The organism is Rhizobium sp. SU303 (assembly GCF_021052345.1).
GTDB classification, from domain to species: domain Bacteria; phylum Pseudomonadota; class Alphaproteobacteria; order Rhizobiales; family Rhizobiaceae; genus Rhizobium; species Rhizobium laguerreae.
Genome location: NZ_CP088095.1, coordinates 3329109 through 3354483, shown reverse-complemented (window position 1 = coordinate 3354483; position 25375 = coordinate 3329109). Strand labels below are relative to the sequence as shown.

The window sequence follows — 25375 nt, the reverse complement described above, 5'->3', positions numbered from 1 at the left end:
GATGCGTTTTGCAGCAATCGCCGACATTCACGGCAACCATCTGGCGCTTGAGGCGGTGCTCGCGGATATTCGTGCGCAGGAGATCAATGAGATCGTCAATCTCGGTGATTTCTTCAGCGGCCCGCTCGAGGCCGGCAAGACGGCAGATTTGCTGATGCCGCTTAGCCTGACGTCGGTCCGTGGCAATCACGACCGCTATCTGATCGAACAGGACCCGGCGGCAATGCATGCTTCGGATGCGGCCGCCTACGGCCAATTGTCGTCGTCTCAACTTGGTTGGATCCGAAACCTGCCGTTCGATACCATCTATCGCGAAGAGGTCTATCTCTGCCACGCGACGCCGAAGGACGACAATCTCTACTGGCTGGAATCGGTGTCGCCGGAGGGCTTCGTCTTCCTGAAGCCGATCGAAGCGATCGAGGCGCTGGCCGAAGGCATCGACCTGCCGCTGATCCTCTGCGGCCACAGCCACATCCCCCGCGCTGTGCGCCTCTCCGATGGCCGCCTGATCGTCAATCCAGGCAGCGTCGGCTGCCCGGCCTATGACGACGAGCTGCCCTATTACCACAAGGTGGAAGCCGGCCATCCGCTGGCGAGCTATGCCGTTCTGGAAAAGGCGGCGGCCGGATGGACATGGCAGTTCCGAACCGTCGCCTATGACCATATGGCGACGTCGGCACTGGCCGCCGAAAGGGGCCGTGCCGACTGGGCAGGCGCGCTGGCAGCGGGTTGGGTGAGATAGAGCATGATGCCGAAAAACGTGTGCGGTTTTCGGGCGACATCATGCTCTAACTATTTAATTTAGAACAGGATTCAGATTTTAGGCCGAACCGGCCTAAAATCATCCTGTTCTAGTCCAGACCCGCTTGTGCGGCGATCAGTCCTTCTTTGGTGCCGGCTTCGGTGCTGGAGGGATGATCGTTTGTGTCGGAGTTGCCGGCTTTGCCGGGGCTGCAGCGGGCGTTGCCGGTCTTGCCGGTTTTGCGCCATCGAGATTTCCAAGAAGGGATGAGATGGCATCGTCGCCCTCGAAGCCGGCTTCCTTCAGCAATTTGTCGAGGATCGGTTTGTTCGCCTGGTAGGAGAGGAGCTGGCCAGCCAGTCCTTCGCCGAGCCCGATGCCGTTTCCGCCGGCCGGTCCGTTTCCGCGGCCGAGCATGCCGCCGGTGTCGAATATCCTGATATCGGAGATCTTCTCGATCGGCTTGACCGCTTCGGCGAGCGCCTGCGGTATGATGCGGATCCGTTCTCGGGTGATCTCGAACTCGATGATAGCAGAGCTCAACTTGTTGCGAGCGTCGTTGAGCAATGCCTCGCTCTCGGCCGCGGCTTTGCCGGTTTCGAGAATGCCCTTGGCCTTGATGATCGCGGCATCCGCCTCGGCGGTGGCGAGCGTCTTGATGGCTTCGGCCTGGTCGCTTGCCGCCTGCTTTTCGGCTTCGGCGCCGACGGTGACGGCCGTCGCTTCCGTCTCGGCCTTCTTGCGTGCGTCGATGACGGCAATCTGCTTTTCGCGTTCGGCAATCTCGATCGCCTTGGCGGTGCCGACCTTTTCTTCTGCCGCTATCGCCAGCGCGCGGGCCGTTTCCGCAGCCGCCTTCGCTTCGGATTCTTCCCGGCTCTTGTTGGCAACGGCGATGGCGCTTTCCTGTGCCACGATCTGGAGGTCACGCTTGGCCTCGGTTTCGCGTTGCTGGACGGCGCGGGCGGCGTCGATGTTGGCGCTTTCGCGAGCCTGCTTGGCAGATGCCTCGCGTTCGGCGATCGCCTGTTCGGAAGCGATGCGGGCTTCCTCCTCGGCGCGTTTTGCGGCCTGCTCCTGCTGCGCGGTTTCAGCGCGTGTCGCCGCGGATTTGTTGGCGATGTCCCGTTCCTGGCTGAGTTCGGCTTCCCGCTTGGTCCGCTCGATGGTCAGCGATTGCTGGCGGGCCTCGAGATCTTTCTGGGCGATGGCGACTTCGGTGTCGCGGACGATCTCGTTTCGCTCTTTCTTGCGTCCCTCGGTGATGCGGGTCAATGCCGCTAGGCCCTGCGCGTCGAAGAAGTTGTTGGCGTTGAAATGCTTGATATCGGTCTGGTCGAGGCGTGTCAGCGACACGGATTCAAGTTCGAGGCCGTTCGACTGGAGATCGGCGCCGACAGCCTCCTGCACGGCCTTGACGAAATCCATGCGCTGTTCCTGCAGCGCGTCGAGGTTCATCGTGGCGGCCACCGAGCGAAGGCCGTCGACGAATTTCGCCTCGATCAGGATGCGGAGAGCCTCGGCGTCGTTGGTGCGGTTGCCGAGCGTCTGAGCTGCAAGCGCAATCGAGGAGGCATCGGGTTTCACGCGCACATAGAATTCGGCGCCGATGTCGACGCGCATGCGGTCCTTGGTGATCAGTGCATCGCCTTCGCCGCGGCGAACCTCAAGCCGCAGTGTCTTCAGGTTAACCCGGGCGGTCGAGTGGAAGATCGGCAGGACGACCGAACCGCCGTCGAGCACGACCTTCTGGCCGCCGAGACCGGTGCGCACATAGGCCTCATCGCGGCTGGAGCGCGTGTAAAGAGAGGCGAGGACAAAACCGATGCCGAAGATCAGAACAATCCCAATGCCGGCTGGTAGTATAACGTCGTACATCATTGCTGCTCCCTCAAAGATTGATTGTCCGAACCGGTGGGGTCGACCGGCGCGGGAATGGCGATAAACACATTTGCCTTGTGATCGACGAGAAGAACCGAAGCGCCGATCGCGAGCGGACCTTCGCCCTTGGCGGCTCGGGCTCGAAGCACATGCCAGTTTCCATGCTGATCCTTGACGCGGACGCGGCCCGGCAATCCCTGATCGAGCGGGCCGATCGAGACCTCGGCTGTCCGGCCGAGCAAGGCGTCGAGATCGACCGCATAGGTTTCGTCGTGCGGTACGATCCGCGCCACGGTTCTGCTCGATGCCCTGACCATGGGGATAGTTGCGAGCGCGGCAGGTATGACGGCTATCAAGCTTGGCAGCGGCGCCCAGAAGGCATTGGCGACCGCCTGCAACGCAAAGCCCGTCATCGCGAAGAAGCCGAGCGTCAGCATCATGAGGATCAGCAGCGGAACACCGCCGAGATTGAGCCAGGAAAGGTAAGCCAGGATGCCGTCATGGCCATGAACCTCCGGCTTTCCCAGAAATTCCGTCATCGAAAAACCCATGACCATCGCGAGCATCTCAATCGCGGTCAGGCCGACAAGGATCGCTGCGGCGATGGCAAAGGGCGCACATTCAGGGGAGAAAAGGAGTGCCATCGCGTTATCGGTTATCCGCCTTGAAGCGTGCGAGCCGGGCTTCGATTGCCTGTTCGCGGTGCAGTCGGTCGAGTTCGTCCAATTCGGAACTGTGGCCATGCTCGCCAGCGGGAACTCCGGTCAGCCGCGAGACGGCTGCGGCTGCGCGGGCAGCATCTGCACCCGGTGCGGGCTGGCTGTGACCGGTCGCTGCCTGTTCGGGATGCCGGGCGATGCTGCGCTTGAAATCGGCAAGGCGAGCGTCCGCCTCGCGGCGCGTGGCGAGCACGGCCTGCAAGGCTTTCTGGCCTTCGTCCACCTGTTCCCTGGCATCGGCCAGCGCCTTATCGAGCGCTGCGATCTGGGATTCGAGATCGATCTGGCGGGCAACGCCGGCCTTTGCCAGGTCATCCCGCCCGGAGGAGACAGCGAGGCGGATCTTCTGGTCGAGCGCGTTCAGGTCTTCGACAATTTCGTCCCTGCGGCTCTGGATGCGATATTCCTCGGCGCGCGCCTTGCCGAGATCGGTGCGGGCCTCATCCGCCGCCGCGTCGATCTCGCGGATCGCCTGTTCGATGACGGCGATCTTGTTGACCCCTTCCGCCTTGTCGATGGCCGCATTCGCGATGCCCGCGATCAGACGGCCCATACGTGAGAGAATGCCTTCGTTCGTCATGTTTTCCTCCATCCGAGCGGAATTCGGCGTAACGCCGATGTGAATCTCGTAACGGTCCTGGCCCGCAACGAGGTAGGCCGGAAAAATACTCTCCCATCCCCGTGAATAACCCGCGACATCGAAGGGCACGGCAACGCGTCCGTGCACCGTGGCGATCGTCAGGTCCGAGGGGCCTTTAATGGCGAAGAGCTTGTCATCGAGCGGCAGATGCGGCGGATCGGCGGTCACGCCGCGATTGGCGGCGAAATCGCGAAGGCCGAGCGTGACCAGCCTTGCCGGCAAGCCCGTCTGCTCGCGAACGGTTTCATAGGCAAGGTCATGCAGCACGACGAGATTGGCGCCCGTCCTGTCGGAGACGAGGCCGGTCAGGATTTCGATCATCCCGAGATAGGCGGCAATGGTGTCGTCCAGCGCCTGCCGGGCACTGTCGTCAGGCGCCAGCGTGTAGCGCAGCAGCGATGGATGCGGTGTCTTGCCTGTGGTAGCCATAGGCAAAACATAAAGCACCGCTTTTGTGCTTTCAAGACGCGGCGCTAAAAATACAACCTAGTCTTAACGCGCAGTTAGAAAGACCGAGGGCAGCGTCCAGTATCGAGATATTTAGAGAGCCGTTGCTGCGTCCGTCGCTGGTGGCAGGTCACTGCCGCCCGTCGATGATCGACGAATTCACGTCGTTGATGTCGCGCTTGCCGCAGAGCGCCATGGTGATGTCCATCTCCTTGCGGATGATGCCGAGCGCCAGCGATACGCCTTCCTTGCCCATGGCGCCGAGGCCGTAGAGGAAGGGGCGACCAATATAGGTGCCCTTGGCGCCGAGCGCCACGGCCTTCAGCACGTCCTGGCCGGAGCGGATGCCGCCGTCGAGATGGACCTCGATACGGTCGCTGACGGCGTCGACGATCTTCGGCAGCATGCTGATCGATGAGGGGGCGCCGTCAAGCTGACGCCCGCCATGATTGGAGACGACAATCGCGTCGGCGCCGGTGTCGGCGGCCGCCTTCGCATCCTCCGGATCGAGTATGCCCTTGATGATCAGCGGGCCGCCCCATTGTTCCTTGATCCAGGCGACATCCGCCCAGGAAAGCCGCGGATCGAACTGCTCATGTGTCCACGCGGCCAGCGAAGCGATACTGGTGACATTTTTCGCATGGCCAACGATATTGCCGAAGTTGCGCCGCTTGGTCTGCAGCATGTCCAGGCACCAGAAAGGCCGGGTCGCCATCTGCCAGACATGTTTCGGGGTGAATTTCGGCGGCGCCGACAGGCCGTTGCGCAGGTCCTTATGCCGCTGGCCGAGGATCTGCAGATCGGCAGTCAACACCAGCGCCGAACATTTGGCCGCCTTGGCGCGGTTGATGAGGTTGAGGACAAAATCCTTGTCCCTCATCACATAGAGCTGGAACCAGAAAGGGCGCGTCGTCACCGAAGCGACGTCCTCGATCGAGCAGATGCTCATCGTCGAGAGTGTGAAGGGAACGCCGAACTCCTCGGCGGCGCGTGCCGCCAGCATCTCGCCATCGGCATGCTGCATACCGGTCAGGCCGGTTGGCGCCAGCGCCACGGGCATCGACACTTTCTGGCCGATCATCGTCGTTGCCAGCGTGCGGTTGGTCATGTCGACCATCACCCGCTGGCGCAGCTTGATCTGGCTGAAATCGCTCTCGTTGGCTGCATAGGTCGATTCCGTCCACGCACCCGAATCCGCATAGTCGAAAAACATCTTCGGCACACGGCGCCGTGCCAGCTTTTTCAGGTCGGCGATGGTGAGCGGGGTGGCCATGAATTGAACCTTCACATCTGAATGCGGCCATCGGCCATAACATGAATTTCGCAGGAGCGTTACGGGAAATTGGGGCCGCGCCGGGCTGCCTTCACGGTCTGAATCCGAGAGTAACAGGGCGTGTCAGCAAAGCTGCGCCTTTAACGCAACACCGGCCACATAGGTCTCGGCGATCGCCCGGTCGTCGCCCATCGTCTGCAGCAGGAAAAGCTCCTCGGGCAACGTCTTCACGACTTCCATCTTCAGCGCCATGGCGGGTGTCGCCGTTGCATCGAGAACGACGAGATCGGCCTCGGTGCCGGGTTCCAGCGTACCGATCCGGTCTGCCAGCGATAGGGCCTCGGCATTGCCGCGCGTCATCAGGTAATAGCTTTCCAGTGGGTTCAGCCGTTCGCCGAGCAACTGCTGGATCTTGTAGGCCTCGTCCATCGTCCGCAGCATCGAATAGCTGGAGCCGCCGCCGATATCGGTCGCCACGCCGATACGGACCGGCTTTTCCCGCCGCGCCAGTGCCTTCAGCGGAAACAGGCCTGAGCCGAGGAAGAGGTTCGAGGTCGGGCAGTGGACGGCGACGGCGCCCGTCTCGCTCATGACGTCGGCCTCGCGCTCGGACAGGTGGATGGCGTGGCCGAAGAGGCTTTTCGGACCGAGCAGGCCGTAGTGGGCGTAGATGTCGGTATAGTCGAGCGCGTCGGGATAGAGCTCGCAGGTGAATTTGATCTCGTCGTGGTTTTCCGAAAGATGCGTCTGGATGTGCAGGTCGGGAAATTCACGGGCAAGGGCTGATGTCGCTTCCATCTGCGCCGGTGTCGAGGTGATGGCGAAGCGCGGGGTGATGGCGACGTGGTTGCGGCCCTTGCCGTGCCAGTCCGATATCACCTGGCGGGTCTCGTCATAGCCCATCTCGGGCGTGTCGAGCAGGCCCTGCGGGGCATTGCGGTCCATCATCACCTTGCCGCCGACCATGCGCATATTGCGCCTCATCGCCTCGGCGAAGAAGGCGTCGGCCGAGGTCTTGTGCACGGAGCAATAGGCGACCGCCGTCGTCGTGCCGTGGCGGATCAACTCGTCGTAGAAATGCGTGGCGATCCTTTCTGCATGCGCGCTTTCGACGAAACGGCATTCCTCGGGAAAGGTATAGGTATTCAGCCATTCGAGCAGGTTGGCGGCGTAGGAGGCAATCACCTGCATCTGCGGAAAATGCAGGTGCATATCGATGAAGCCCGGCATGATCAGATGCGGGCGGTGGTCGATCTCGGCCGTGTCCGCGGCTGCTTTTGCCTTGACGTCGGTATAGGGGCCGATTGCCGTGATCAGCCCATCTTCGACCAGCAGGCCGCCATCCTCTTCGTAAAGATAGCTTTGCCTGTCGGCGAGGCTTAGCGGCGCGCGATGGAAGGAAAGCAGGCGGCCGCGCAGGAGTGTCGTCGTCATTGTTTCTTGCCTTCGACTGCGCTCTCGAACCAGGCGACCAGCAGCTTGCGTTCGTCCGGCGTGATGTCGGTGATGTTGCCGGGCGGCATGGCATGGCTGCGGCCCGCCTGTATATAGATCTCGCGGGCGTGGGCGGCGATTTCCGCGTCGTTTTCGAGCATCACGCCATTGGGCGGCCGCACGATACCCTCATAGACCGGCTCGGCCGCGTGGCACATGGAACAGCGCGTCGAGACCAGTTGCTTGACGGCAGGGAAATGCGGATCGCCGGCGAATTGCTGGAAGGCGGGCGCGACCGCCGCCGCATCGGTTTCGCCCGTCAGCAGCTTCGGCACGGTCGAAAGCCACATGATCAGGATGAAGAGAATGACGGTGACGATCCAGGTCCAGGTCGGCCGGCCCTTCCTGGCATGCGTCGTGTTGAACCAGTGGCGGATGGTGACGCCCATCAGGAAGACCAGAGCCGCGATCACCCAGTTGAACTGCGTACCGAAAGACAGCGGATAATGGTTCGACAGCATGAAGAAGATGACGGGCAGTGTCAGGTAGTTGTTGTGCAGCGAACGCTGCTTGGCGACCTGCCCGTATTTGGGATCGGGAACCCGTCCGGCGATGAGGTCGGCGACGACGATCTTCTGGTTCGGAATGATGATCATGAAGACGTTGGCCGACATGATCGTCGCGGTGAAGGCGCCGAGATGAAGGAAGGCGGCGCGGCCGGTGAAAAGCTGCGTATAGCCCCAGGCCATGAAGACGAGCACGATATAGAGCACCGCCATCAGTCCCCAGGTGTTCCGCCCAAGCGGCGACTTGCAGAGCAGATCGTAGACGACCCAGCCGACGCCGAGCGATGCCAGCGAGATCAGGATCGCAGTCGGTGGGCTGATGTCGAGCACATGCCGGTCGATCAGGAAGAGATCGGCGCCGCCGTAATAGACGATGCATAGCATCAGGAAGCCGGATATCCAGGTGAAATAGCTCTCATATTTGAACCAGGTCAGGTGCTCCGGCATCTGGGCGGGCGCCACCAGATATTTCTGGATATGATAGAAGCCGCCGCCATGGACCTGCCATTCCTCGCCATAGGCGCCGGGTGGCAGATGTGGGCGTTTCACCAGTCCGAGATCGAGCGCGATGAAATAGAAGGATGATCCGATCCAGGCGATCGCGGTAATGACATGGAACCAACGCGCCGCGAAGGCGAGCCATTCCCATGCTATGGCATATTCATACATCGAGTTCCCCTATCTTCCTCCGACTCGTGACATTGCGGAAATTTTGGCGGGGAGGGAAGAGGAGATTGAAAGACTGCACATGCGCACTGATTTCTGCAACGGTGGCAAGGCCGAAGGAGCAATGGAATGATTACCGCGCTCTACAGCGATCAGTTCATCGCCGAAAACGCGCGGATGGACCGGCGGCTTGCCGCGCTCATTCTGTCGCGCGGTAACCGCATCGGCTATATCGCCTCCGGTCCGGAGCCGCAGCGGGAGTTTTTCAACGAGAAACGGCGGTATTATCGCAGCTACGGGCTTTCCCTCGATCTCTTCTTCGATCTCGACGTGCTTTCCGGTGACGAAGAGATCGGCCGGCTGTTTTCCTGTAGCGCCATTCATCTCACCGGCGGCCACACCGGCGATTTTCTGAGACGGCTGCGCCAAAGCGGAATGCTGGAGAAGCTACGCGCATGGGCGCGTGATGACGGCATCGTCGTCGGAACCAGTGCCGGGGCGATTTTGATGACGCCGACAATCGCCGTCGACGCGCTCTTTTCCGGCAGTTCCCCCGATGCGGTGCGTGATGGCGCGGCTCTCGGTCTGGTACCCTTCGAGTTCTTTCCGCATCTGAACGATGATCCCGGCTATCTCTCCGCGCTGCTTCGCTACAGCGAGACGACGGTAACCCCTATTCTCGCATGCCGGGACGGCGAAGGTCTCATCCTCGGCAAAGGGCTCGTTGAGATCTTCGGCGCTCCGCTGATGATTTCCGGCGGTTTTGCCGAAGCTTCCGATGGCGACCGCATCGCCGATCTGCTGTCGCGTGCCTAAAAGCTGCCGAGAAGGCTGTGCATTATCTCTGCCTTATGCTTGATCTGCTAATTCAGCAGACCTTGAACTGCGACGACTCGATTACAGTTATTTTGCAGGCCGCCGGAATAAAATAAGAACCGTTAGATCATCGGCGGCGCATTCATCGACGGAGAAGATGCCCATGCGCAGCATTCTGACGTGTGTGATGATTGCGTATGCGTCGTTGGCGATGGCTCACGACGCACCCTCGGGGTGGAGTTATGACCCCTATTGTTGCAACGGCAACAGTCATAATGGCGATTGCCAAATGATCCCTTCGAAAAGCGTGACGGTGACGCCAGGCGGATATCGAGTGACGCTGATGCCGGGCGACCACCGGCTGGTCACGCATGCTCATGTCTTCCTGCTGCCGATGACGAAGGCGATGCAATCCGGCGATAACGACTATCATCTCTGTCTGTTCCCGAACGAGGATACGCCGCGCTGTTTCTATGCGCCGGAAATGGGATTTTGAAGCCGAGCCAAAGGACCGGACCCGGCTCACGAACCGGGTCCGACATGTCGTTGTCCGAAAATGGCTGCACATTTTAGGTGACATGCATCAATTTCCGGCTGCCTTCATCTCTTCGAGGATCCAGTTGCGGAAGGCCTTGATCTTGGGCACGTTGCGACGGTTTTCCGGGTAGACGAGCCAGTAAGCCTTTCCGTCGCTGCGGGTCAGTTCGAAGGGTTGATAGAGCCGGCCGAGCGCTATCTCGGCCGCATAGAAGGCCGGATGAAGGATGGCGACGCCATGGCCGGCGATCGCGGCATCGGCTTCCACTGCCTGAGAGCCAAGCTGGTTGCGCGGGCGCCGATCGAGATCCGTCTCCGTGACGCCGGCAGCCTCGAACCATTGTTTCCACCAGATGTCGCCGGCGTCGAAGAGATCGAAGTTCAGGAGATCGCGCGGCTCCCTGATGCCGCCTGCCGCCTCCGCCAGTTTGGGGCTCAGCATCGGCGTGAATTCCAGGCCCATCAGCCGGTGCAGCGCCAGCCCCGGCCAGTTGCCGTCGCCCCAGCGGATGCCGACATCGATCTGCTCACGGGCGAAGTCGATGATATCCGAACTCGCCTGAAAGCGCACCGCGATGGCCGGATGTTTCAAGTGGAAGGAGCCAAGGCGCGGCGCCAGCCACTTCGAGGCGAAGGTATGGGTCGAACTGATGGCGAGCGTGCCTTCGACGCTGTCGCGCGCCGTCGCCATCGCGTCGTGCAGCACGGCGAAAGCTTCGGTTACCTTCGGCGCCAGCCGCTCGCCGGTGTCTGTCAGTGCGATCTGGCGGGGACGGCGCAGGAAGAGCGGCTCGCCAACATTCTCCTCCAGCAGCTTGATCTGGTAGCTGACGGCGGTCTGCGTCATGCCGAGCTCATCGCCCGCCTTGGTGAAACTTCCGAGCCGAGCAGCGGCCTCGAAGACGCGCAACGCATTCAGCGGGAATTGTTTCGACAGTTTCATGGATAAGTTCTCTTGATGCAGGCAGACGGTCGTTCGATTGGAATTGCAGCATTTTTTGCCGCAAACTGCAACTCATACCATCAAACCATCGAGGTGATGTCATGGATTGCTATGCTATCGAACAGAACCCACCGCAGCCGACCATCGGAATTTTCCGGCGCATCGGCGGCCGGCTGGCGCGGATCTGGCGGATGCCCAGCCTTGATCTCGATACGGCGCCCGATCGCGTCAAGCGCGATCTCGGTTTCCTCGACGGGCGCGATCCCTATTACGAAGACGAGCGCATGCGGTAGGCGACAAGCGCCGTCAGGATCTCGGCGGCGGTCATGGCGGCAATCACCTCCGGGCGCTTGTCTCTGACCGCCGCGCCGCCGATCGGCAGCGTCAGCCGCTCCATCCAGCCGCGCTCGCCGCCGCCTTCGCGGGAAAGCCAACTGGCGAAGGTGGCGCGCTTGGTCGCAGAGCCGATCATACCGGCATAGGCGAGATCCGTTCTTTCAAGCGCTTCACGGGCGATGAGGAAATCCAGCGCGTGATCGTGCGTCAGGATGACGACCGCGCCGCCAGCCGGAATATCCTTCACCAGCGCTTCGGGCATCGGCATGAGCCGCGTCTTCGTCTCGGGAGGCAGGTTGGCAAGTTCCTCCTGCCGCGTCTCGACGACCGTCACCGACAGCGGCAGCGGCGCAAGGGCCGTTGCCAGCGCCCGGCCGACATGGCCGGCGCCGAAGAGATAGACCTCCGGCAGGCGCTCGATCTCACTGGTTAGCCTGGCCTCGATTTCTTCGGCAACCGTCCGCGTCACCCGGCGAAACCGCAATTGCGTGCGTCCGCCGCAGCACTGACCGATGTCAGGCCCGAGCGGGATATCCATCTCCGGCATCCCACCGGTTCCCGTGAGCATGTCCCGCGCATTCGCGATCGCCATGAACTCGAACTGCCCGCCGCCGATCGTTCCCCACAATGCGGTTTGCGATACCAGCATGAAGGTCCCGGCCTCGCGTGGGGTCGAGCCCTGCGTGCCGGTGATATCGACGAGGATGCAGTCCGGATGGGCGGCAAGGAAGCGGCGAATGTCGGTCATCGGTGGATGGCCGATGGGTTGGTGGGTGTGTCACCCCCCTCTGTCCTGCCGGACATCTCCCCCACAAGGGGGGAGATCGGTATGAGGCAGCGGCCTCCTGGAACAGAGAAGTCGTAGCGTAGAGTCTGACTTTGGTGATGTAGCTGCAGGGTGGTAAGGCGCAGAGCATTCCGTCTTGCTGATCTCCCCCCTTGTGGGGGAGATGTCCGGCAGGACAGAGGGGGGTATCGCTCACCCCAAGCTCTCTGCCCGTCCTGCTCAGCCGACAAACCAGCCGGACGCGTTCCCATCTGCTACACCCGCTTCATCCGCTCGACCGCCATCAGCACCCGCTCCGGCGTCGCCGGGGCGTCGAGCCTCGGGCAGACTTTGTAGTTGGCGACGCTTGCCACGGCCATCGACAGCGCTTCCAGCACCGAGATCGCCAGCATCAAGGGTGGTTCGCCGACGGCCTTGGAGCGGCCGATGGTGGCCTCGGCGTTCTCGGACCATTCGGCAAGGCGCACGTTGAAGATCTTCGGGCGGTCGGAAGCGAGCGGGATCTTGTAGGTCGACGGGGCATGGGTGCGCAGCCGGGCCTTGTCGTCCCACCAGAGCTCTTCCGTCGTCAGCCAGCCCAGGCCTTGGACGAAGGCACCTTCGACCTGGCCCATATCGATCGCCGGATTCAGGGAGCGGCCGACATCGTGGAGGATGTCGGTGCGGTCGATCAGATATTCGCCCGTCAGCGTGTCGATCGAAACCTCGGTGCAGGAGGCGCCGTAGGCGAAATAATAGAAGGGCGTGCCGCGGCCGGCTTTGCGGTCCCAGTGGATCTTCGGCGTCTTGTAGAAGCCGGCCGCGGAAAGCTGGACGCGGGCGAAATAGGCCTGCTTGATGAAATCGGGGAAGGCGATCTCGAACTCGCCGACGCGCACGCGGTTCGGCAGGAAGACGACGTCGGCAGGCCCAACATCCCATTTCTCGGCTGCAAAGGCGACCAGCCGTTCCTTGATCTGGCGGGCGGCGTCATAGGCGGCCATGCCGTTCAAGTCCGAGCCGGAGGAGGCGGCAGTGGCTGAGGTGTTTGGCACCTTGGCTGTCGTCGTCGCGGTGATCTTTACCCTGTGGATATCGACCTGGAAGCTGTCGGCCAGCACCTGCGCCACCTTGGTATAGAGGCCCTGGCCCATTTCGGTGCCGCCATGGTTCAGGTGGATCGAACCGTCCTGGTAGATGTGGACGAGGGCGCCTGCTTGGTTGAAGGCGGTCATGGTGAAAGAGATGCCGAATTTCACCGGCGTCAGCGCGATGCCCTTTCTTATGTAGCGGCTGTCGCGGTTGAAGGCGATGATGGCGTTGCGCCGCGCCCGGTATTCGGCCGTTTCCTCCAGTTCCTCGACGATGCGGGCAATGATGTTGTCCTCGACCTCCTGATGGTAGGGGGTGAGCGTACGCCCGGAGCCCGGCTGACCGTAGAAATTCAGCTTGCGGACATCGAGCGGGTCCTTGCCGACGGCATAGGCAATCTCCTCGATGAAGCGTTCGGCGCCGAGCATGCCCTGCGGCCCGCCGAAACCGCGGAAGGCGGTGTTGGAGACGGTGTGGGTCTTTAGCGGCTTCGAGGTCAGATGCACATGCGGATAGAAATAGCTGGAATCGGCATGGAAGAGGGCCCGGTCGGTCACCGGCCCGGAGAGGTCGGAGGAGAAACCGCAGCGCGCCGCATAGGTGGCGTCGACCGCATGGATGCGGCCTTCGGCGTCGAAGCCGAGCTCATAATCGACGAGGAAATCATGGCGCTTGCCGGTGGCGCTCATATCCTCGTCGCGATCAGGGCGGAATTTGATTGCGCGGCCGAGCTTCTTGGCGGCGATGGCCGCAAGTGCTGCGAACTGATTGCCCTGCGTTTCCTTGCCACCGAAGCCGCCGCCCATACGGCGCACATTGACGGTCACGGCGTTCGAAGGAATATCGAGCACATGGCCGACGATATGCTGGATCTCGCTCGGATGCTGCGTCGAGGACCAGACGGTGACCTCGTCGTCTTCGCCGGGGATCGCCACAGCGATATGGCCTTCGAGGTAGAAATGTTCCTGTCCGCCGATGCGCATCTGACCTTTCAGACGCATGGCGGCATTGCTCATTTCCGTGTCCGGCTCGCCGCGCCGCAGCGTCATCGGGGTGATGACCAGCGGGCTGCCATTGGCGAGCGCGCCGTCGATATCGCTCCAATGCGGCAGGTCGCGATAGTCGATCTTCGCCAGCAGCGCGGCGCGGCGGGCGGCATCACGCGTCTCGGCGATAACGGCAAAGATCGGCTGGCCATGAAACTGAACTAAAGTTTCGGCCAGCAGCGGCTCGTCATGGCTGCCGTTGGAGCTGACGTCGTTGACGCCCGGCACGTCCTTGCCGGTGAAGACCCAGACGACGCCGGGATGCGCGGCGACCGCGGAAAGGTCCATGCCGAGGATTTCGGCATGCGCCCGGCCGGAGAGGCCGAGGGCGCCATGCAGCAGACCTGCGGGTTCGGGTATATCGTCGATATAATCAGCGGTTCCGGTGACATGCTTATGCGCTGAATCATGCCGTAGCGAGCCGTGCATCGTGCCTGCGATGATAGGCTTGCGGTCTTCGAAGGTGGATTTGTCCATTAGCGGTGTCCTCCGCGAAGGGAGCGATGGGATGCAGTTACGCCGCACGCCCTCATTCCTGTGCCTGTCACAGGAATCCAGCCACCGCGCGTCTGCACGGTGAATGACTCATATGACGCGGAGGAAAGGTCTCCCGCGCCCGAAGACTCGGGCGCACTGGATTCCTGTGACAAGCACAGGAATGAGGGAGGGGAGGAGAACGCGACTGTTCCCATCAAAGCTTGCAGTCTGGGAGCGGAGGTCGATCTCTCCATCACGCCACCTCCTCAAACCGCTTCAGCTCCGCCGGCGCTCCAACCGTTTCCAGATAGAACCGCGTCAGTAGGTTCTTCGCCGTCAGTTGTCGGTATTCCGCCGAGGCGCGCCAATCGGTCAGCGGCTGGTAGTCGGCGTCGAAGGCGGGGCGGACCGCGTCGATCGTCGCTTCCGTCCATGGTTTGCCGATCAGCGCCGCCTCCACCGTGCGGGCGCGTTTCGGCGTTGCCGCCATGCCGCCGAAGGCGATGCGGATGTCGGTAACGATTTCGGCCTCGTCGAGCGTCAGCAGGAAGGCGCCGAGCACGGCAGTGATGTCCTCGTCGCGGCGCTTGGTGATCTTGTAGGCGGCAAAGCGGCTGGCGGCTGTCGGATAGGGCACGAAGACGCTCTCGACGAATTCGCCGGGTTTTCGGTCCTGCTTGCCATAGGCGATGAAGAAATCCTCGAGCGGCATTCTACGCTGGCCTTCCACGGACCGCAGCATAAGCGTCGCGCCGAGCGCGATCAGCGGCGGCGGGCTGTCGCCGATCGGCGAGCCGTTGGCGATGTTGCCGCCGATCGTGCCCATGTTGCGCACCTGGTCGCCGCCGATGCGGTCGATTAGTCGCCCAATCGCCGGGATTTTCTTGGAGATCGCCTCGAAGGCCTTGGTATAGCTGACGCCGGCGCCGATGGTGACGCCATCCTCGCCTTTCGTGACCGACTGCAATTCGCTCAAATGACTGATGAAGACGACCGGGCTCAGCCTGCGCATCTGCTTCGTCACCCAGAGGCCGACGTCCGTCGCGCCGGCGACGATAATTGCGTCGGGTTCCTGCGAGAGGACTTCTGCCAGTGCCTGCATCGAAGCCGGCACGATCAGCCGGTTTTCGCCATTCGCGATCCTGATCGTACCACTCGCCTGCATTGCCCAAAGCCGCGCGACGATTTCAGAGCGCGTCCGTTCCAGCGGATCGAAGAGCGTGCTCGGCCGCATCAGGCTCACCTGCTCGGCAGCCTTGACGATCGGCTCATAGCCCGTGCAGCGACAGAGATTGCCCTGCAGCGCCTTTTCGATTTCCTGGCGGCTCGGCTTTTCCTTGGCGAGCCAGAGGCCGTAAAGCGACATGACGAAGCCCGGGGTACAGAAGCCGCATTGCGAGCCATGACAATCGACCAATGCCTGCTGCACCGGATGCAGCGCGCCGTCCCTGCCGGCCAGATGCTCGACCGTTACCACATGGGTGGCGTGCAGCGAGCCCATGAAACGGATGCAGGCATTGACGGATTCATAGGCGAGCTTGCCGTCCGCCAGCCGGCCAACGAGTACGGTGCAGGCGCCGCAATCACCTTCCGCGCATCCTTCCTTGGTGCCCGTCAGTCGCCGCTTCAGCCGCAGAAAATCGAGAAGCGTCTCGGTCGGACCGACATCGGTGAGCGTGATGTCCTCGCCATTCAGGATGAAGCGGATGCTGTCGTTCATGATATTCCCGGTTGTTTTTCCAAATGGTTAAGCCGCCGTCCAGCCACCGTCAATCGAGATATGCGTTCCGGTCACCTGCCGGGCCGCATCGCTGGCAAGGTAGAGTGACAGCGCGCCGATTTCCTCGGCCTTGACGAATTCATGCGTCGGCTGCGCCTTGAGGATGACTTCGCTCTTTACCTGTTCCTCGGTCATGCCGCGGGCCTTGGCGGTGTCCGGGATCTGCTTCTCGACGAGCGGCGTCAGCACGTAGCCGGGGCAGATGGCGTTCACGCTCACGCCGAACTCGGCAAGCTCGAGTGCTGCCGTCTTCGTCAGGCCTAATATACCATGTTTTGCCGCGACATAGGCGGATTTGAACGGGGAGGCGACGAGCCCGTGGGCCGAGGCGATGTTGATGATGCGGCCGTGCTTCCTAGCCTTCATCAGCGGGATCGCGGCGCGCATGGTATGAAAGGAACTCGACAGATTGATCGCGATGATCTGATCCCATTTCTCGATCGGGAAATCCTCGATCTTCTCGACGTGCTGGATGCCGGCATTGTTGACCAGGACATCGACGCCGCCGAAGGTCTTCGCTGCCGTTTCGATCAGGTCGGCGATCTCGGCCGGCTTCGTCATGTCGGCCGGATGATAGATCGCCCGGCCTTTGGACAATGATTCAAGTCGGTCAACGATCGCGTTGATTTCATCAGCCTTTCCGAAACCATTGATGACGACGTTGTCGCCCGTTTCGGCGAAGGCAGTGGCGATCGCAAGGCCGATGCCGCTGGTGGAGCCGGTGACGACGACTGTTCTGCTCATGCTGTTCTCCCTGAAATCGCGATGCTGCGTTGCAGCGTTGACTGCGAGGTTATGCCCAAAGCCGGCGGGCTGGCAATTCCGCTTTATTCGCTTTTCTCGCCCGCATCCGTGTCCTATTGATTTGCTTCGACAATTGACATGCTGAGGGAGGGTTTGCATGAGCGGTTATGTTCTGGCGATCGATCAGGGAACGACGTCGACGCGGGCGATCGTCTTCGATGGCGACATGCATGTCGCCGGCAAGGGCCAGAAGGAATTCACCCAGATCTATCCGCGCTCAGGCTGGGTCGAGCACGATCCCGAGGAGATCTGGGATTCGGTCGTCTCCACCGTCAAGGCGGCGCTTCGCGATGCCGGGATCGAGGCTAGGGATATTGCCGCACTCGGCATCACCAACCAGCGCGAAACCGTCGTCGTCTGGGAGCGCGAAACGGGCCGCCCGATCCAGAATGCCATCGTCTGGCAGGACCGGCGCACGGCAAGCTATTGCGACAATCTGAAAAGGCAGGATCTCGAGCGGCTGTTCACGAAGAAGACCGGCCTCATCCTCGATCCCTATTTTTCCGGCACCAAGCTCTCCTGGATGCTCGCCAACGTGAAGGGCGCGCGGGCGCGCGCTGCCAGGGGCGATCTTTGCTTCGGCACGATCGACACCTTCCTGATCTGGCAGCTGACGGGTGGCACGAGCTTCGTCACCGATGCCACTAACGCCTCGCGCACGCTGATGTACAACATTGCCGAAAACGCGTGGGACGAGGATCTGCTCGAAATTCTGAGGGTCCCCGCCGCCATGCTGCCGGAGGTCAAGGATTGCGCAGCCGATTTCGGCACAGTCGATCCTGATATTTTCGGTGCTGCTATCCCGATTCTCGGCGTGGCCGGCGACCAGCAGGCAGCGACCATCGGCCAGGCGTGTTTTAGGCCGGGCATGATGAAATCGACCTACGGCACCGGCTGTTTCGCGCTGCTCAATACCGGCGCCGACATGGTGCGGTCCAAAAACCGGCTGTTGACCACCATCGCCTACCGCCTGAACGGCGAGACCACCTATGCGCTGGAAGGTTCGATCTTTATCGCCGGCGCCGCGGTGCAATGGCTGCGAGACGGGCTCGGCATCATCGGCAGCGCCGCCGAGACCAATGCCCTTGCCGAAAGGGCCGATCCGACCCAGGAGGTCTATCTCGTGCCCGCCTTCACCGGCCTCGGCGCACCGCATTGGGATGCTGCGGCGCGCGGCGCGATCTTCGGGCTGACGCGCAATAGCGGGCCGGCGGAACTCTCCCGGGCGGCACTGGAAGCTGTCTGCTACCAGACCCGCGACCTGCTCGACGCCATGCAAAAGGACTGGAAGAACGGCGCCGAGGACACAGTGCTGCGCGTAGATGGCGGCATGGTCGCCTCTAACTGGACGATGCAGCGCCTTGCCGACCTGCTCGATGCCCCGGTCGACCGCCCGGTCATTCTTGAGACGACGGCGCTGGGAGCCGCCTGGCTCGCCGGCAGCCGGGCAGGGGTGTGGCCCGACCGCGACGGTTTTTCGGCGACCTGGAAACGCGATCGGCGGTTCGAGCCCGCGATGGACGAGAAGGTGCGGGCGGCAAAGCTCAAGGGTTGGAAGAATGCGGTCAAGCGGACGCTGAGCGAGGGGTAAGGGGGCGGATGGAGCCGCGATATAACTCCGCTCGTTTCTGCGAGATACTCGGCTATTTCTGCAGCCACGGCGTTGCCGTGCTCGAGAAGATCACGAATTTCGCATCAATAATTTTTTGATGCGGCCTGTCGGGTAAGCGGTTACTCCTTCGTCATTTGGAAAGAGGAGTGAGCAATGCTTTATGCAATCCTTTGTTACGCCCATGAGGAAACCGTCTTCGCCTGGACCAAGGAGGAGGAGGCTGCCGTCATGGAGAAACTCTACGCCGTGCAGGAGCCGCTTGCCGCATCCGGCAAACTCGGCCCTGTCGGCCGGCTGATGCCGACCACGGCTGCGACCACAGTGCGCAAGGGCAAGGACGAGCCCTTGGTCATCGATGGGCCTTTTGCGGAAACGAAAGAGGCGCTTCTCGGCTTCTATGTGGTCGACTTTGAAACGCTCGACGAGGCGATCGCCTTCTCGAAGCAGCTTTCATCCGTCAATCCAGGTTCCACCTCTTACGAAATTCGGCCTTTCTACGTCTTCAGGCCGGGAGATGCTTCATCATGACAGACATTGCCTGGATCGACCACGCACTTGCCTCGGCCCGGCCAAAGGCCGTCGGCGCACTGCTGCGCTATTTCCGCAATCTCGATACAGCGGAAGAGGCGTTTCAGGAGGCGTGCCTGAGGGCGATCCGGACATGGCCGGAGAAAGGGCCGCCGCGTGATCCGACAGCCTGGCTCATCTTCGTCGGCCGCAACAGCGGCATCGACGCGGTGCGCAAGCGGGCAAAGATCCAGGCTCTGCCGGATGAAGACGTCATTTCCGATACCGAGGATGCCGAAAGCGATATCGCCGAGCGGCTGGATGATTCCAATTATCGCGACGATATTCTGCGGCTGCTGTTCATCTGCTGCCATCCCGATCTGCCGGCAACCCAGCAGATCGCGCTGGCGCTGCGCATCGTCTCCGGCCTTTCAGTACCGCAGATCGCGCGTGCCTTCCTGGTTTCCGAAAGCGCCATGGAACAGCGCATCACCCGGGCCAAGGCGCGCGTCGCCAAGGCTGGCGTGCCTTTCGAAACGCCGAGCCCGCAGGAAAGAGCCGAACGGCTCTCGATCGTCAGCACGATGATTTACCTGATCTTCAACGAGGGCTACAGCCAGGCCGATCCCAGGCATGAGGCGGCTGCCTTCAGCGACGAAGCGATCCGGCTGGCGCGCTTGATGCTGCATATCTTCCCATCCGAACCGGAGCTGATGGGGCTACTTGCGCTCATGCTCCTGCAGATCTCGCGCCGGCCGGCGCGCTTCAATGCCGGAGACGAGATCGTGCTGCTCGAAGATCAGGACCGGTTGCTCTGGAACCAACCGCTCATCAATGAGGCGTTGGCGCTGCTCGACAAGGCGCTGCGCCATCGCAAGCCCGCTCCTTATCAGATTCAGGCAGCGATTGCCGCCGTTCACTCCCGCGCAAAACGCGCCGAGGATACCGATTGGGTGGAGATCGATCTGCTCTATCGCGCGCTCGAGCGTCTCCAGCCGTCGCCTGTCATAACGCTGAACCGGGCCGTCGTCGTCTCCAAGCTCCAGGGTGCGCAGGATGCGCTCGACCTCATTGATCCGCTTGGCGAAAAACTCGGCGGCTATTTCTACTATCACGGCTTACGAGGCGGACTGCTGAAGCAGCTTGGCTTGACCAGCCAGGCGCGCGAGGCCTTCGACCGCGCCATTGCACTGGCCCATTCGGCGGCTGAGGCAGCCCATATCCGCCGGCAGATCGACAAGATGCAGGAAGAAGCCACGCAGCCGGTCGCAAAATAAAATTGGAAAAGTCCGGCGCGTTGTCGGATCGACGAACTCTGACACGTCCTTGTAACAACCTGACAGGAAACAGGTTTCATTCAAATGGAGAGATGTCGAAATGACCGCCAGCACGCAACATGAACTCGTTCTCGTTCGCGAATTCGATGCCCCGCGCGAGAAGATCTATAAGGCATGGACTGATCCTGATCTGCTGAAGCAGTGGTTCGTGCCGCGTCCCTGGGGTGTGACCGAAGCAACGCTCGACGTCCGCCCCGGCGGTTCCAGCGTCGTCGTCATGCATGACCCCGAGGGCAATCAATACCCGAACCGTGGCGTCTATCTCGAAATCGTCGAGAACGAGAAGATCGTCTTCACCGATGCCTATACCAGCGCCTGGGTGCCGGCCGAGAAACCTTTCTTCACGGGCCTCATCCTGCTCGAAGATCTCGGCAACGGTCGCACGAAATATACGGCCAAGGCGCTGCACTGGCGCGCCGAGGACAAGGAAGCGCACGAGAAGATGGGCTTCCACGAAGGATGGGGTAAGGCTGCGGACCAACTGGCGGAGCTGCTGGCGAAGATGTGAGCGGCGCGGTGAGGCGGCGCGGCGAGACCGCGTCGTCCTGACGCTTCAAGCAAGGTTTGAGGCGGTTCGAAAGATGATTCCGCCGGTGCTTCGAAGTCGTTGAATTCAGATTCGAATTGGTCTTCGATCGGTCTTTCAGATCGCCAAAGACCGCTATCGAGATTCTCGAACATTCCGTTCCAGAATTTGTATTTGCGCTGCATCCCCGGCATCCTTATCTCAGCCGAGAATTCAACAGGATGCCGATGATGGAACTGGGGCTTTACACATTCGCCGACGTCAATCCCAACCCTTCCCGCAGCAAGGGCGCGGAAGCGGCCGAACGGCTGAAGCATCTTATCGAGGAAATCGAGCTTGCCGATCAGGTGGGGCTCGACGTCTTCGGGCTCGGCGAACATCATCGGCCGGACTATGCAGCGTCTGCTCCGGCGGTCGTGCTGGCGGCGGCTGCCGTCAAGACCAGGAATATCCGGCTGACCAGTGCGGTCACTGTGCTCTCCTCCGATGATCCGGTGCGTGTCTTCCAGCAGTTTTCGACGCTCGATCTGATCTCCAGCGGTAGGGCCGAAATCATGGCGGGGCGTGGCTCCTTCATCGAGTCCTTCCCGCTGTTCGGCTATAATCTCGAAGACTACGACCAGCTTTTCGAGGAGAAGCTCGATCTGCTGCTGGCGCTGCGCGACAGCGAGGTTGTGGAGTGGAAGGGCGAGCTTCGCACGCCGCTCAATGGGCGCGGCGTCTATCCCAGGCCGCTGCAGAATACGTTGCCGCTCTGGGTCGCGGTCGGCGGTACGCCGCAGTCGGTGGCGCGCGCCGGCGCGCTGGGCCTGCCGGTGGCGCTGGCGATCATCGGCGGCGAGCCTCGCCGTTTTGCGCCGCTGTTCGATCTCTACCGCGAGGCCGCGCGCCGGGCAGGGCAGGATCAGTCAAAGTTGAAGACCAGCATCAACGTCCACGGCTTCATCGCCGACACGACGGCGGCAGCCGCCGACCAATTCTACGGGCCGCAGGCGGAGGTGATGAACCGCATCGGCCGCGAGCGCGGCTGGGGGCCGACCAACCGGGCGCATTTCGACATGTCGCGCGGGCCGAACGGCGCGCTCTTCGTCGGTGATCCCGAAGTGGTCGCCGAAAAGATCATCGCCCATCATGGGCTCTTCAAGAATGACCGCTTCCTGCTGCAGATGGCCATCGGCCTGATGCCGCATGCCGAGATCATGCGCGGCATCGAGCTTTACGGCACGAAAGTCGCGCCGATCGTCAGAAAGGCGTTGACTGATAGCAGCGAAGAGGCGAAAGCCACGGCTTCGAGCGCATAACGCCGAAAATCGGAATCGATTTTGGAAACGGAGTATGCGCAGATTCGAAAGTGACAGAGCGTCCTTAGGGCTTCCTGTTGGAGGCGCGGCGCTCTAAGGCGGCCGCTGCCGCCCTGCGCAAGGCCGGAACAGACGAATGGTTATCGCAAACGACGACGAACTGACAAAGCTCAAGGAGATCGGCCGCATCTGCGCAAACGCCATTCAGGTGATGGCGGCGGCGATGGAGCCCGGCATGACGACGCTGGAGCTCGACCTGATCGGCCGCAAGGTGCTGGAGGAATCCGGCGCGCGCTCGGCGCCGGAGTTCTGCTACCAGTTTCCCGGCGCCACCTGCATCAGCATCAACGAAGAAATCGCCCACGGTATTCCCGGTCCGCGCGTCATCCGCGCCGGCGACCTGATCAATATCGACGTCTCGGCGGAAAAGGATGGCTTCTTCGCCGATACCGGCGCCTCCTTCGCGGTGCCGCCGGTCAAGCCGAAGATCGAACGGCTCTGCCGCGACGGCAAGCGGGCGCTCTGGGTCGGGCTCAACCAGGTGAAATCGGGCGAGCCGCTCGCCAAGATCGGCACCGCCGTCGGCGCCTTTGCACAGAAGAACCGCTATACGCTGGTCGCCAATCTGGCGAGCCACGGCGTCGGCCGCTCGCTGCATGAGGAGCCGGCCGAGCTCTCGACCTGGCCGGACCCTTCGGAAAAACGGATGATGACGGAAGGTCTCGTCTTCACCGTCGAGCCGTTTCTCTCGCTCGGCGCGACATGGGCCGAAGGCGGCGACGATGCCTGGACGCTCTATGCCGATCCGAAGGCGCCGACCGTGCAATACGAACACACGGTGGTCGCGACGCGCAACGGGCCGGTGATTTTGACCTTGCCGGACGAGCGGGCGTAAGGCTGGGACCGATGTTATTCCGGCTGGGTGGGAGTACCCGCCTCGCCCTTCGAGGCCCCTGCGGGGCACTCAGGGTGAGGCTCTCTTGGAGGCTTCACGCGTTGGCAGCAGAAGCCGTGCATTCTCCACACCTTTGCGGCATCCTCAAACGCACCTCACCCTGAGGTGCGAAGCCCGCAGGGCATAGCCTCGAAGGGTCCTGCCGCAACGCCGCTTCTTGCCTGCCTCCTGGCACGAACGCTCGCCCCACCATTCGACTCTCGTCCTCAGCCCCGCGTTCCCGGCCTGCCGCCCTGCAGGATTTCGGTGGCGGCGCGTTCGAGGATGCCGGCGATGCGGGCGGCTTCGGGTTTCGACCAGGGATAGCGCATCCTGAGCGCCGAGCGCAGCAGCATGCGGGCGGCGCGGATATCGCCGCCGTCTTGCATGAAGTCGCCGTCATCGCCATCGTCGGCGCCGTGACGGTCGGTTTCGAAGACACGTTTCACATGGGCCATCTTCTCGCCAATGCGTTCCAGCTTGGCGAACGTATGCAGGATCATGGCGCGATTTTCCTCGATGCGGCTGCGGCCGGCTTCGGTGATGCGATAGAGCTTCTTGGCGCCCTCGGCTTCGACCTCGGCAAGGCCGGTTTCCTCGAGATAGGTGAGCGCGGGATAGATGACGCCGGGGCTCGGTACATAGAAACCGCCGGAACGCTCCTCCAGTATCTTTATCAATTCGTAGCCGTGGCGCGGTTGCTCAGCGAGCAGCGCCAGGATGACGAGCTGCAGGTCGCCCGCCGCGAATTTGCGGCCCATGCGGAAGTCTCCGCCGAACATGCCCCCTTTAAAACCTCTCATGGTTCTTCCTTTCATCGTTAGACGTATCGTTAGCTATGTCGTAAAACATATATCGTACGATAATAGGTTTCAAGTGCGACCGAAAATTTTTGGTGTTTCGGGAAATTGATCGATCGATCAGAATTACTTGATTGTGATACCGGTGCTGCGGCGCGATAAGCGCTGCATGCTCGTGCGCACCGGTCACTCCCCGCCGAATCTTGTCTCCACCGCCGCTGCCGGCGCCATTGCCATGGCCGCCGCCATGGGCTTCGGGCGCTTCTCCTACACGCCGATCCTGCCCGGCATGATCAGCGGCGTGCCGCTTTCGGCAGCGGATGCAGGTTTTATCGCATCGGCGAATTTCGTCGGTTATCTCGTCGGCGCCGTGCTGGCCGCCTATGGCTGGGTGGCGGGGCGGGAGCGGCTGGTGGCGCTGCTGTCGCTGCTGGCAACGGCGATCCTGCTTGCCGCCATGGCCGCCACTGATTCCGTCGCGATCTTCGCGGTCATCCGCTTTCTGGCTGGTGTCGCCAGCGCTTTTGCGATGGTCTTCACCTCGTCGATCGTGCTCAGCCACGGGGCTGCCGCCGGCAACGATCATGTGCAGGCGGCGCATTTCGGCGGGCCGGGGGCGGGCATCGCGCTGTCCTCGGTCATGGTGTTTCTGATCGGTCTCGGCTTTCACGACGAGCCGGGCGGCTGGCGCGCCGACTGGATCGGCGGGGCGCTTTATTGCGCGGCAAGCCTCGTCGTCGTTTTCCTGCTGCTGCCGTCGGCGCCGGCGCAATCGGCGCAGTCAGGCAAGGAGCCGGCGCTGGTCTGGAACCGGCCGATGGTGCTGCTGACGCTGTCCTACGGGTTGTTCGGCTTCGGCTACGTCATCACCGCGACCTTCCTCGTCACCATCGCACGTCTTTCTGCAACGGGACCCTTCGTCGAATTCCTCTGCTGGTTCATTGCCGGCCTGACGGCTGCTGTGGCGCTGTTTGCCTGGAAGCCGCTGGTCAAGCCGCTCGGGCTTGGCGGCGTCTATGTCGCAGCCCTTCTGGTCGAGGCCGCCGGCGTGCTTGCGACCGTGGCGCTGCCGCCTTCCGTTGCACCGCTGATCGGCGGCGCGTTGTTCGGCGCGACGTTCCTGGCAATCACCGCCTACGGGCTGCAGATCGGCCGCAAGCTTTCGCCTGAGAGCCCGCGGCGGATCCTGGCGATGATGACGGCCGCCTTCGGTGTCGGCCAGATCGTCGGGCCTGTTGTTGCCGGCTGGATCGCCGAGCGCACGGGCAGCTTCACCATGCCCACGATGATCGCCGCCGTGGCACTTGTCGCCTGCGCAACGCTGGTGATGCCCGTGATCAAGAAAATCGCTTAACCGGTTACATCTCCGTAACAATCGGCTGAACCCATTGCT

23 protein-coding genes are annotated in these 25375 nt (G+C 62.0%); 11 read left to right on the top strand and 12 right to left on the bottom strand.

Going from position 1 to position 25375, the window contains the following annotated elements; genetic code table 11:
* Window position 1: 1 nt before the first annotated feature.
* Complete coding sequence (locus tag RlegSU303_RS16800) at window positions 2–742, top strand: metallophosphoesterase family protein (protein WP_131629733.1); 741 nt, start codon at window positions 2–4, stop codon at window positions 740–742.
* A 135-nt stretch (window positions 743–877) separates the two neighbouring features.
* Here the strand turns inward: RlegSU303_RS16800 and RlegSU303_RS16795 are convergent, their stop codons facing one another.
* The 6 genes from RlegSU303_RS16795 to RlegSU303_RS16770 all read right to left on the bottom strand — a co-directional run bounded on the left by RlegSU303_RS16795 (window position 878) and on the right by RlegSU303_RS16770 (window position 8371).
* Window positions 878–2623 carry a flotillin family protein gene (locus tag RlegSU303_RS16795; protein WP_017961579.1) on the bottom strand — a complete coding sequence of 582 codons (1746 nt, stop codon included), beginning with the start codon at window positions 2621–2623 and terminating at the stop codon, window positions 878–880.
* On the bottom strand, window positions 2620–3267 hold the full coding sequence (locus RlegSU303_RS16790; RefSeq protein ID WP_017961578.1) for an OB-fold-containig protein: 648 nt from the start codon (window positions 3265–3267) through the stop codon (window positions 2620–2622). Before RlegSU303_RS16790 ends, RlegSU303_RS16795 begins: the two co-directional genes overlap by 4 nt.
* Before the next feature lie 4 nt (window positions 3268–3271).
* The gene (locus RlegSU303_RS16785; protein WP_131645143.1) at window positions 3272–4429 is read right to left on the bottom strand and encodes a PspA/IM30 family protein; all 1158 of its coding nucleotides are present in this window, start codon (window positions 4427–4429) and stop codon (window positions 3272–3274) included.
* 130 nt (window positions 4430–4559) lie between these two features.
* On the bottom strand, window positions 4560–5702 hold the full coding sequence (locus RlegSU303_RS16780; protein ID WP_017961576.1) for an alpha-hydroxy acid oxidase: 1143 nt from the start codon (window positions 5700–5702) through the stop codon (window positions 4560–4562).
* 123 nt (window positions 5703–5825) lie between these two features.
* On the bottom strand, window positions 5826–7136 hold the full coding sequence (guaD, locus tag RlegSU303_RS16775; protein WP_131619616.1) for a guanine deaminase: 1311 nt from the start codon (window positions 7134–7136) through the stop codon (window positions 5826–5828).
* The gene (locus RlegSU303_RS16770; RefSeq protein WP_017961574.1) at window positions 7133–8371 is read right to left on the bottom strand and encodes a urate hydroxylase PuuD; all 1239 of its coding nucleotides are present in this window, start codon (window positions 8369–8371) and stop codon (window positions 7133–7135) included. Before RlegSU303_RS16770 ends, guaD begins: the two co-directional genes overlap by 4 nt.
* A 126-nt stretch (window positions 8372–8497) precedes the next feature.
* On the opposite strand from RlegSU303_RS16770, the gene RlegSU303_RS16765 reads away from it, so the two are divergent.
* Window positions 8498–9184, top strand: a complete 687-nt coding sequence (locus tag RlegSU303_RS16765; protein WP_131619617.1) for a Type 1 glutamine amidotransferase-like domain-containing protein — start codon at window positions 8498–8500, stop codon at window positions 9182–9184.
* A 163-nt stretch (window positions 9185–9347) separates the two neighbouring features.
* Window positions 9348–9680 carry a hypothetical protein gene (locus RlegSU303_RS16760; protein WP_026158809.1) on the top strand — a complete coding sequence of 111 codons (333 nt, stop codon included), beginning with the start codon at window positions 9348–9350 and terminating at the stop codon, window positions 9678–9680.
* Between the two features lie 87 nt (window positions 9681–9767).
* On the opposite strand, the gene RlegSU303_RS16755 is transcribed toward RlegSU303_RS16760, so the two are convergent.
* Complete coding sequence (locus tag RlegSU303_RS16755) at window positions 9768–10664, bottom strand: LysR substrate-binding domain-containing protein (protein ID WP_017961571.1); 897 nt, start codon at window positions 10662–10664, stop codon at window positions 9768–9770.
* Between the two features lie 101 nt (window positions 10665–10765).
* Here RlegSU303_RS16755 and RlegSU303_RS16750 point away from each other — a divergent pair, with 101 nt between their 5' ends.
* A complete protein-coding gene (locus RlegSU303_RS16750) occupies window positions 10766–10957 on the top strand; it encodes a hypothetical protein (RefSeq protein ID WP_017961570.1) in 192 nt (63 codons plus the stop codon).
* Here the strand turns inward: RlegSU303_RS16750 and xdhC are convergent.
* From xdhC to RlegSU303_RS16730, 4 genes are all read right to left on the bottom strand, one after another.
* Window positions 10933–11748 carry a xanthine dehydrogenase accessory protein XdhC gene (gene xdhC / locus RlegSU303_RS16745; RefSeq protein ID WP_094088783.1) on the bottom strand — a complete coding sequence of 272 codons (816 nt, stop codon included), beginning with the start codon at window positions 11746–11748 and terminating at the stop codon, window positions 10933–10935. The two genes, RlegSU303_RS16750 and xdhC, sit on opposite strands and share 25 nt — an antisense overlap.
* 293 nt (window positions 11749–12041) lie before the next feature.
* Window positions 12042–14381: a xanthine dehydrogenase molybdopterin binding subunit gene (xdhB, locus tag RlegSU303_RS16740; protein ID WP_131619619.1), complete on the bottom strand. Its 2340-nt coding sequence runs from the start codon at window positions 14379–14381 to the stop codon at window positions 12042–12044.
* A gap of 253 nt (window positions 14382–14634) precedes the next feature.
* Entirely contained in the window at window positions 14635–16101 is a 1467-nt protein-coding gene (gene xdhA, locus RlegSU303_RS16735) for a xanthine dehydrogenase small subunit (protein WP_131719272.1), read from the bottom strand.
* Between the two features lie 27 nt (window positions 16102–16128).
* Window positions 16129–16905: a 3-hydroxybutyrate dehydrogenase gene (locus RlegSU303_RS16730; protein WP_131629726.1), complete on the bottom strand. Its 777-nt coding sequence runs from the start codon at window positions 16903–16905 to the stop codon at window positions 16129–16131.
* A 157-nt stretch (window positions 16906–17062) separates the two neighbouring features.
* Here RlegSU303_RS16730 and glpK point away from each other — a divergent pair, with 157 nt between their 5' ends.
* From glpK to map, 6 genes are all read left to right on the top strand, one after another.
* Window positions 17063–18556, top strand: a complete 1494-nt coding sequence (glpK, locus tag RlegSU303_RS16725; RefSeq protein ID WP_131719273.1) for a glycerol kinase GlpK — start codon at window positions 17063–17065, stop codon at window positions 18554–18556.
* Between the two features lie 174 nt (window positions 18557–18730).
* A complete protein-coding gene (locus RlegSU303_RS16720) occupies window positions 18731–19105 on the top strand; it encodes a YciI family protein (protein WP_003561490.1) in 375 nt (124 codons plus the stop codon).
* A complete protein-coding gene (locus RlegSU303_RS16715; RefSeq protein WP_131645147.1) occupies window positions 19102–20361 on the top strand; it encodes an RNA polymerase sigma factor in 1260 nt (419 codons plus the stop codon). The genes RlegSU303_RS16720 and RlegSU303_RS16715 overlap by 4 nt, the downstream gene beginning before the upstream one ends.
* A 100-nt stretch (window positions 20362–20461) precedes the next feature.
* The gene (locus RlegSU303_RS16710; RefSeq protein WP_131619625.1) at window positions 20462–20929 is read left to right on the top strand and encodes an SRPBCC family protein; all 468 of its coding nucleotides are present in this window, start codon (window positions 20462–20464) and stop codon (window positions 20927–20929) included.
* Window positions 20930–21177: 248 nt separating this feature from the next.
* Window positions 21178–22248 carry an LLM class flavin-dependent oxidoreductase gene (locus tag RlegSU303_RS16705; RefSeq protein WP_131629721.1) on the top strand — a complete coding sequence of 357 codons (1071 nt, stop codon included), beginning with the start codon at window positions 21178–21180 and terminating at the stop codon, window positions 22246–22248.
* 136 nt (window positions 22249–22384) lie between these two features.
* A complete protein-coding gene (gene map, locus RlegSU303_RS16700) occupies window positions 22385–23143 on the top strand; it encodes a type I methionyl aminopeptidase (protein ID WP_131719275.1) in 759 nt (252 codons plus the stop codon).
* Between the two features lie 266 nt (window positions 23144–23409).
* On the opposite strand, the gene RlegSU303_RS16695 is transcribed toward map, so the two are convergent.
* Entirely contained in the window at window positions 23410–23985 is a 576-nt protein-coding gene (locus RlegSU303_RS16695) for a PadR family transcriptional regulator (protein WP_131629718.1), read from the bottom strand.
* 166 nt (window positions 23986–24151) lie between these two features.
* Between RlegSU303_RS16695 and RlegSU303_RS16690 the strand changes: the two genes are divergently transcribed.
* Window positions 24152–25336, top strand: a complete 1185-nt coding sequence (locus RlegSU303_RS16690) for a YbfB/YjiJ family MFS transporter (RefSeq protein ID WP_131719276.1) — start codon at window positions 24152–24154, stop codon at window positions 25334–25336.
* Window positions 25337–25375: the final 39 nt, after the last annotated feature.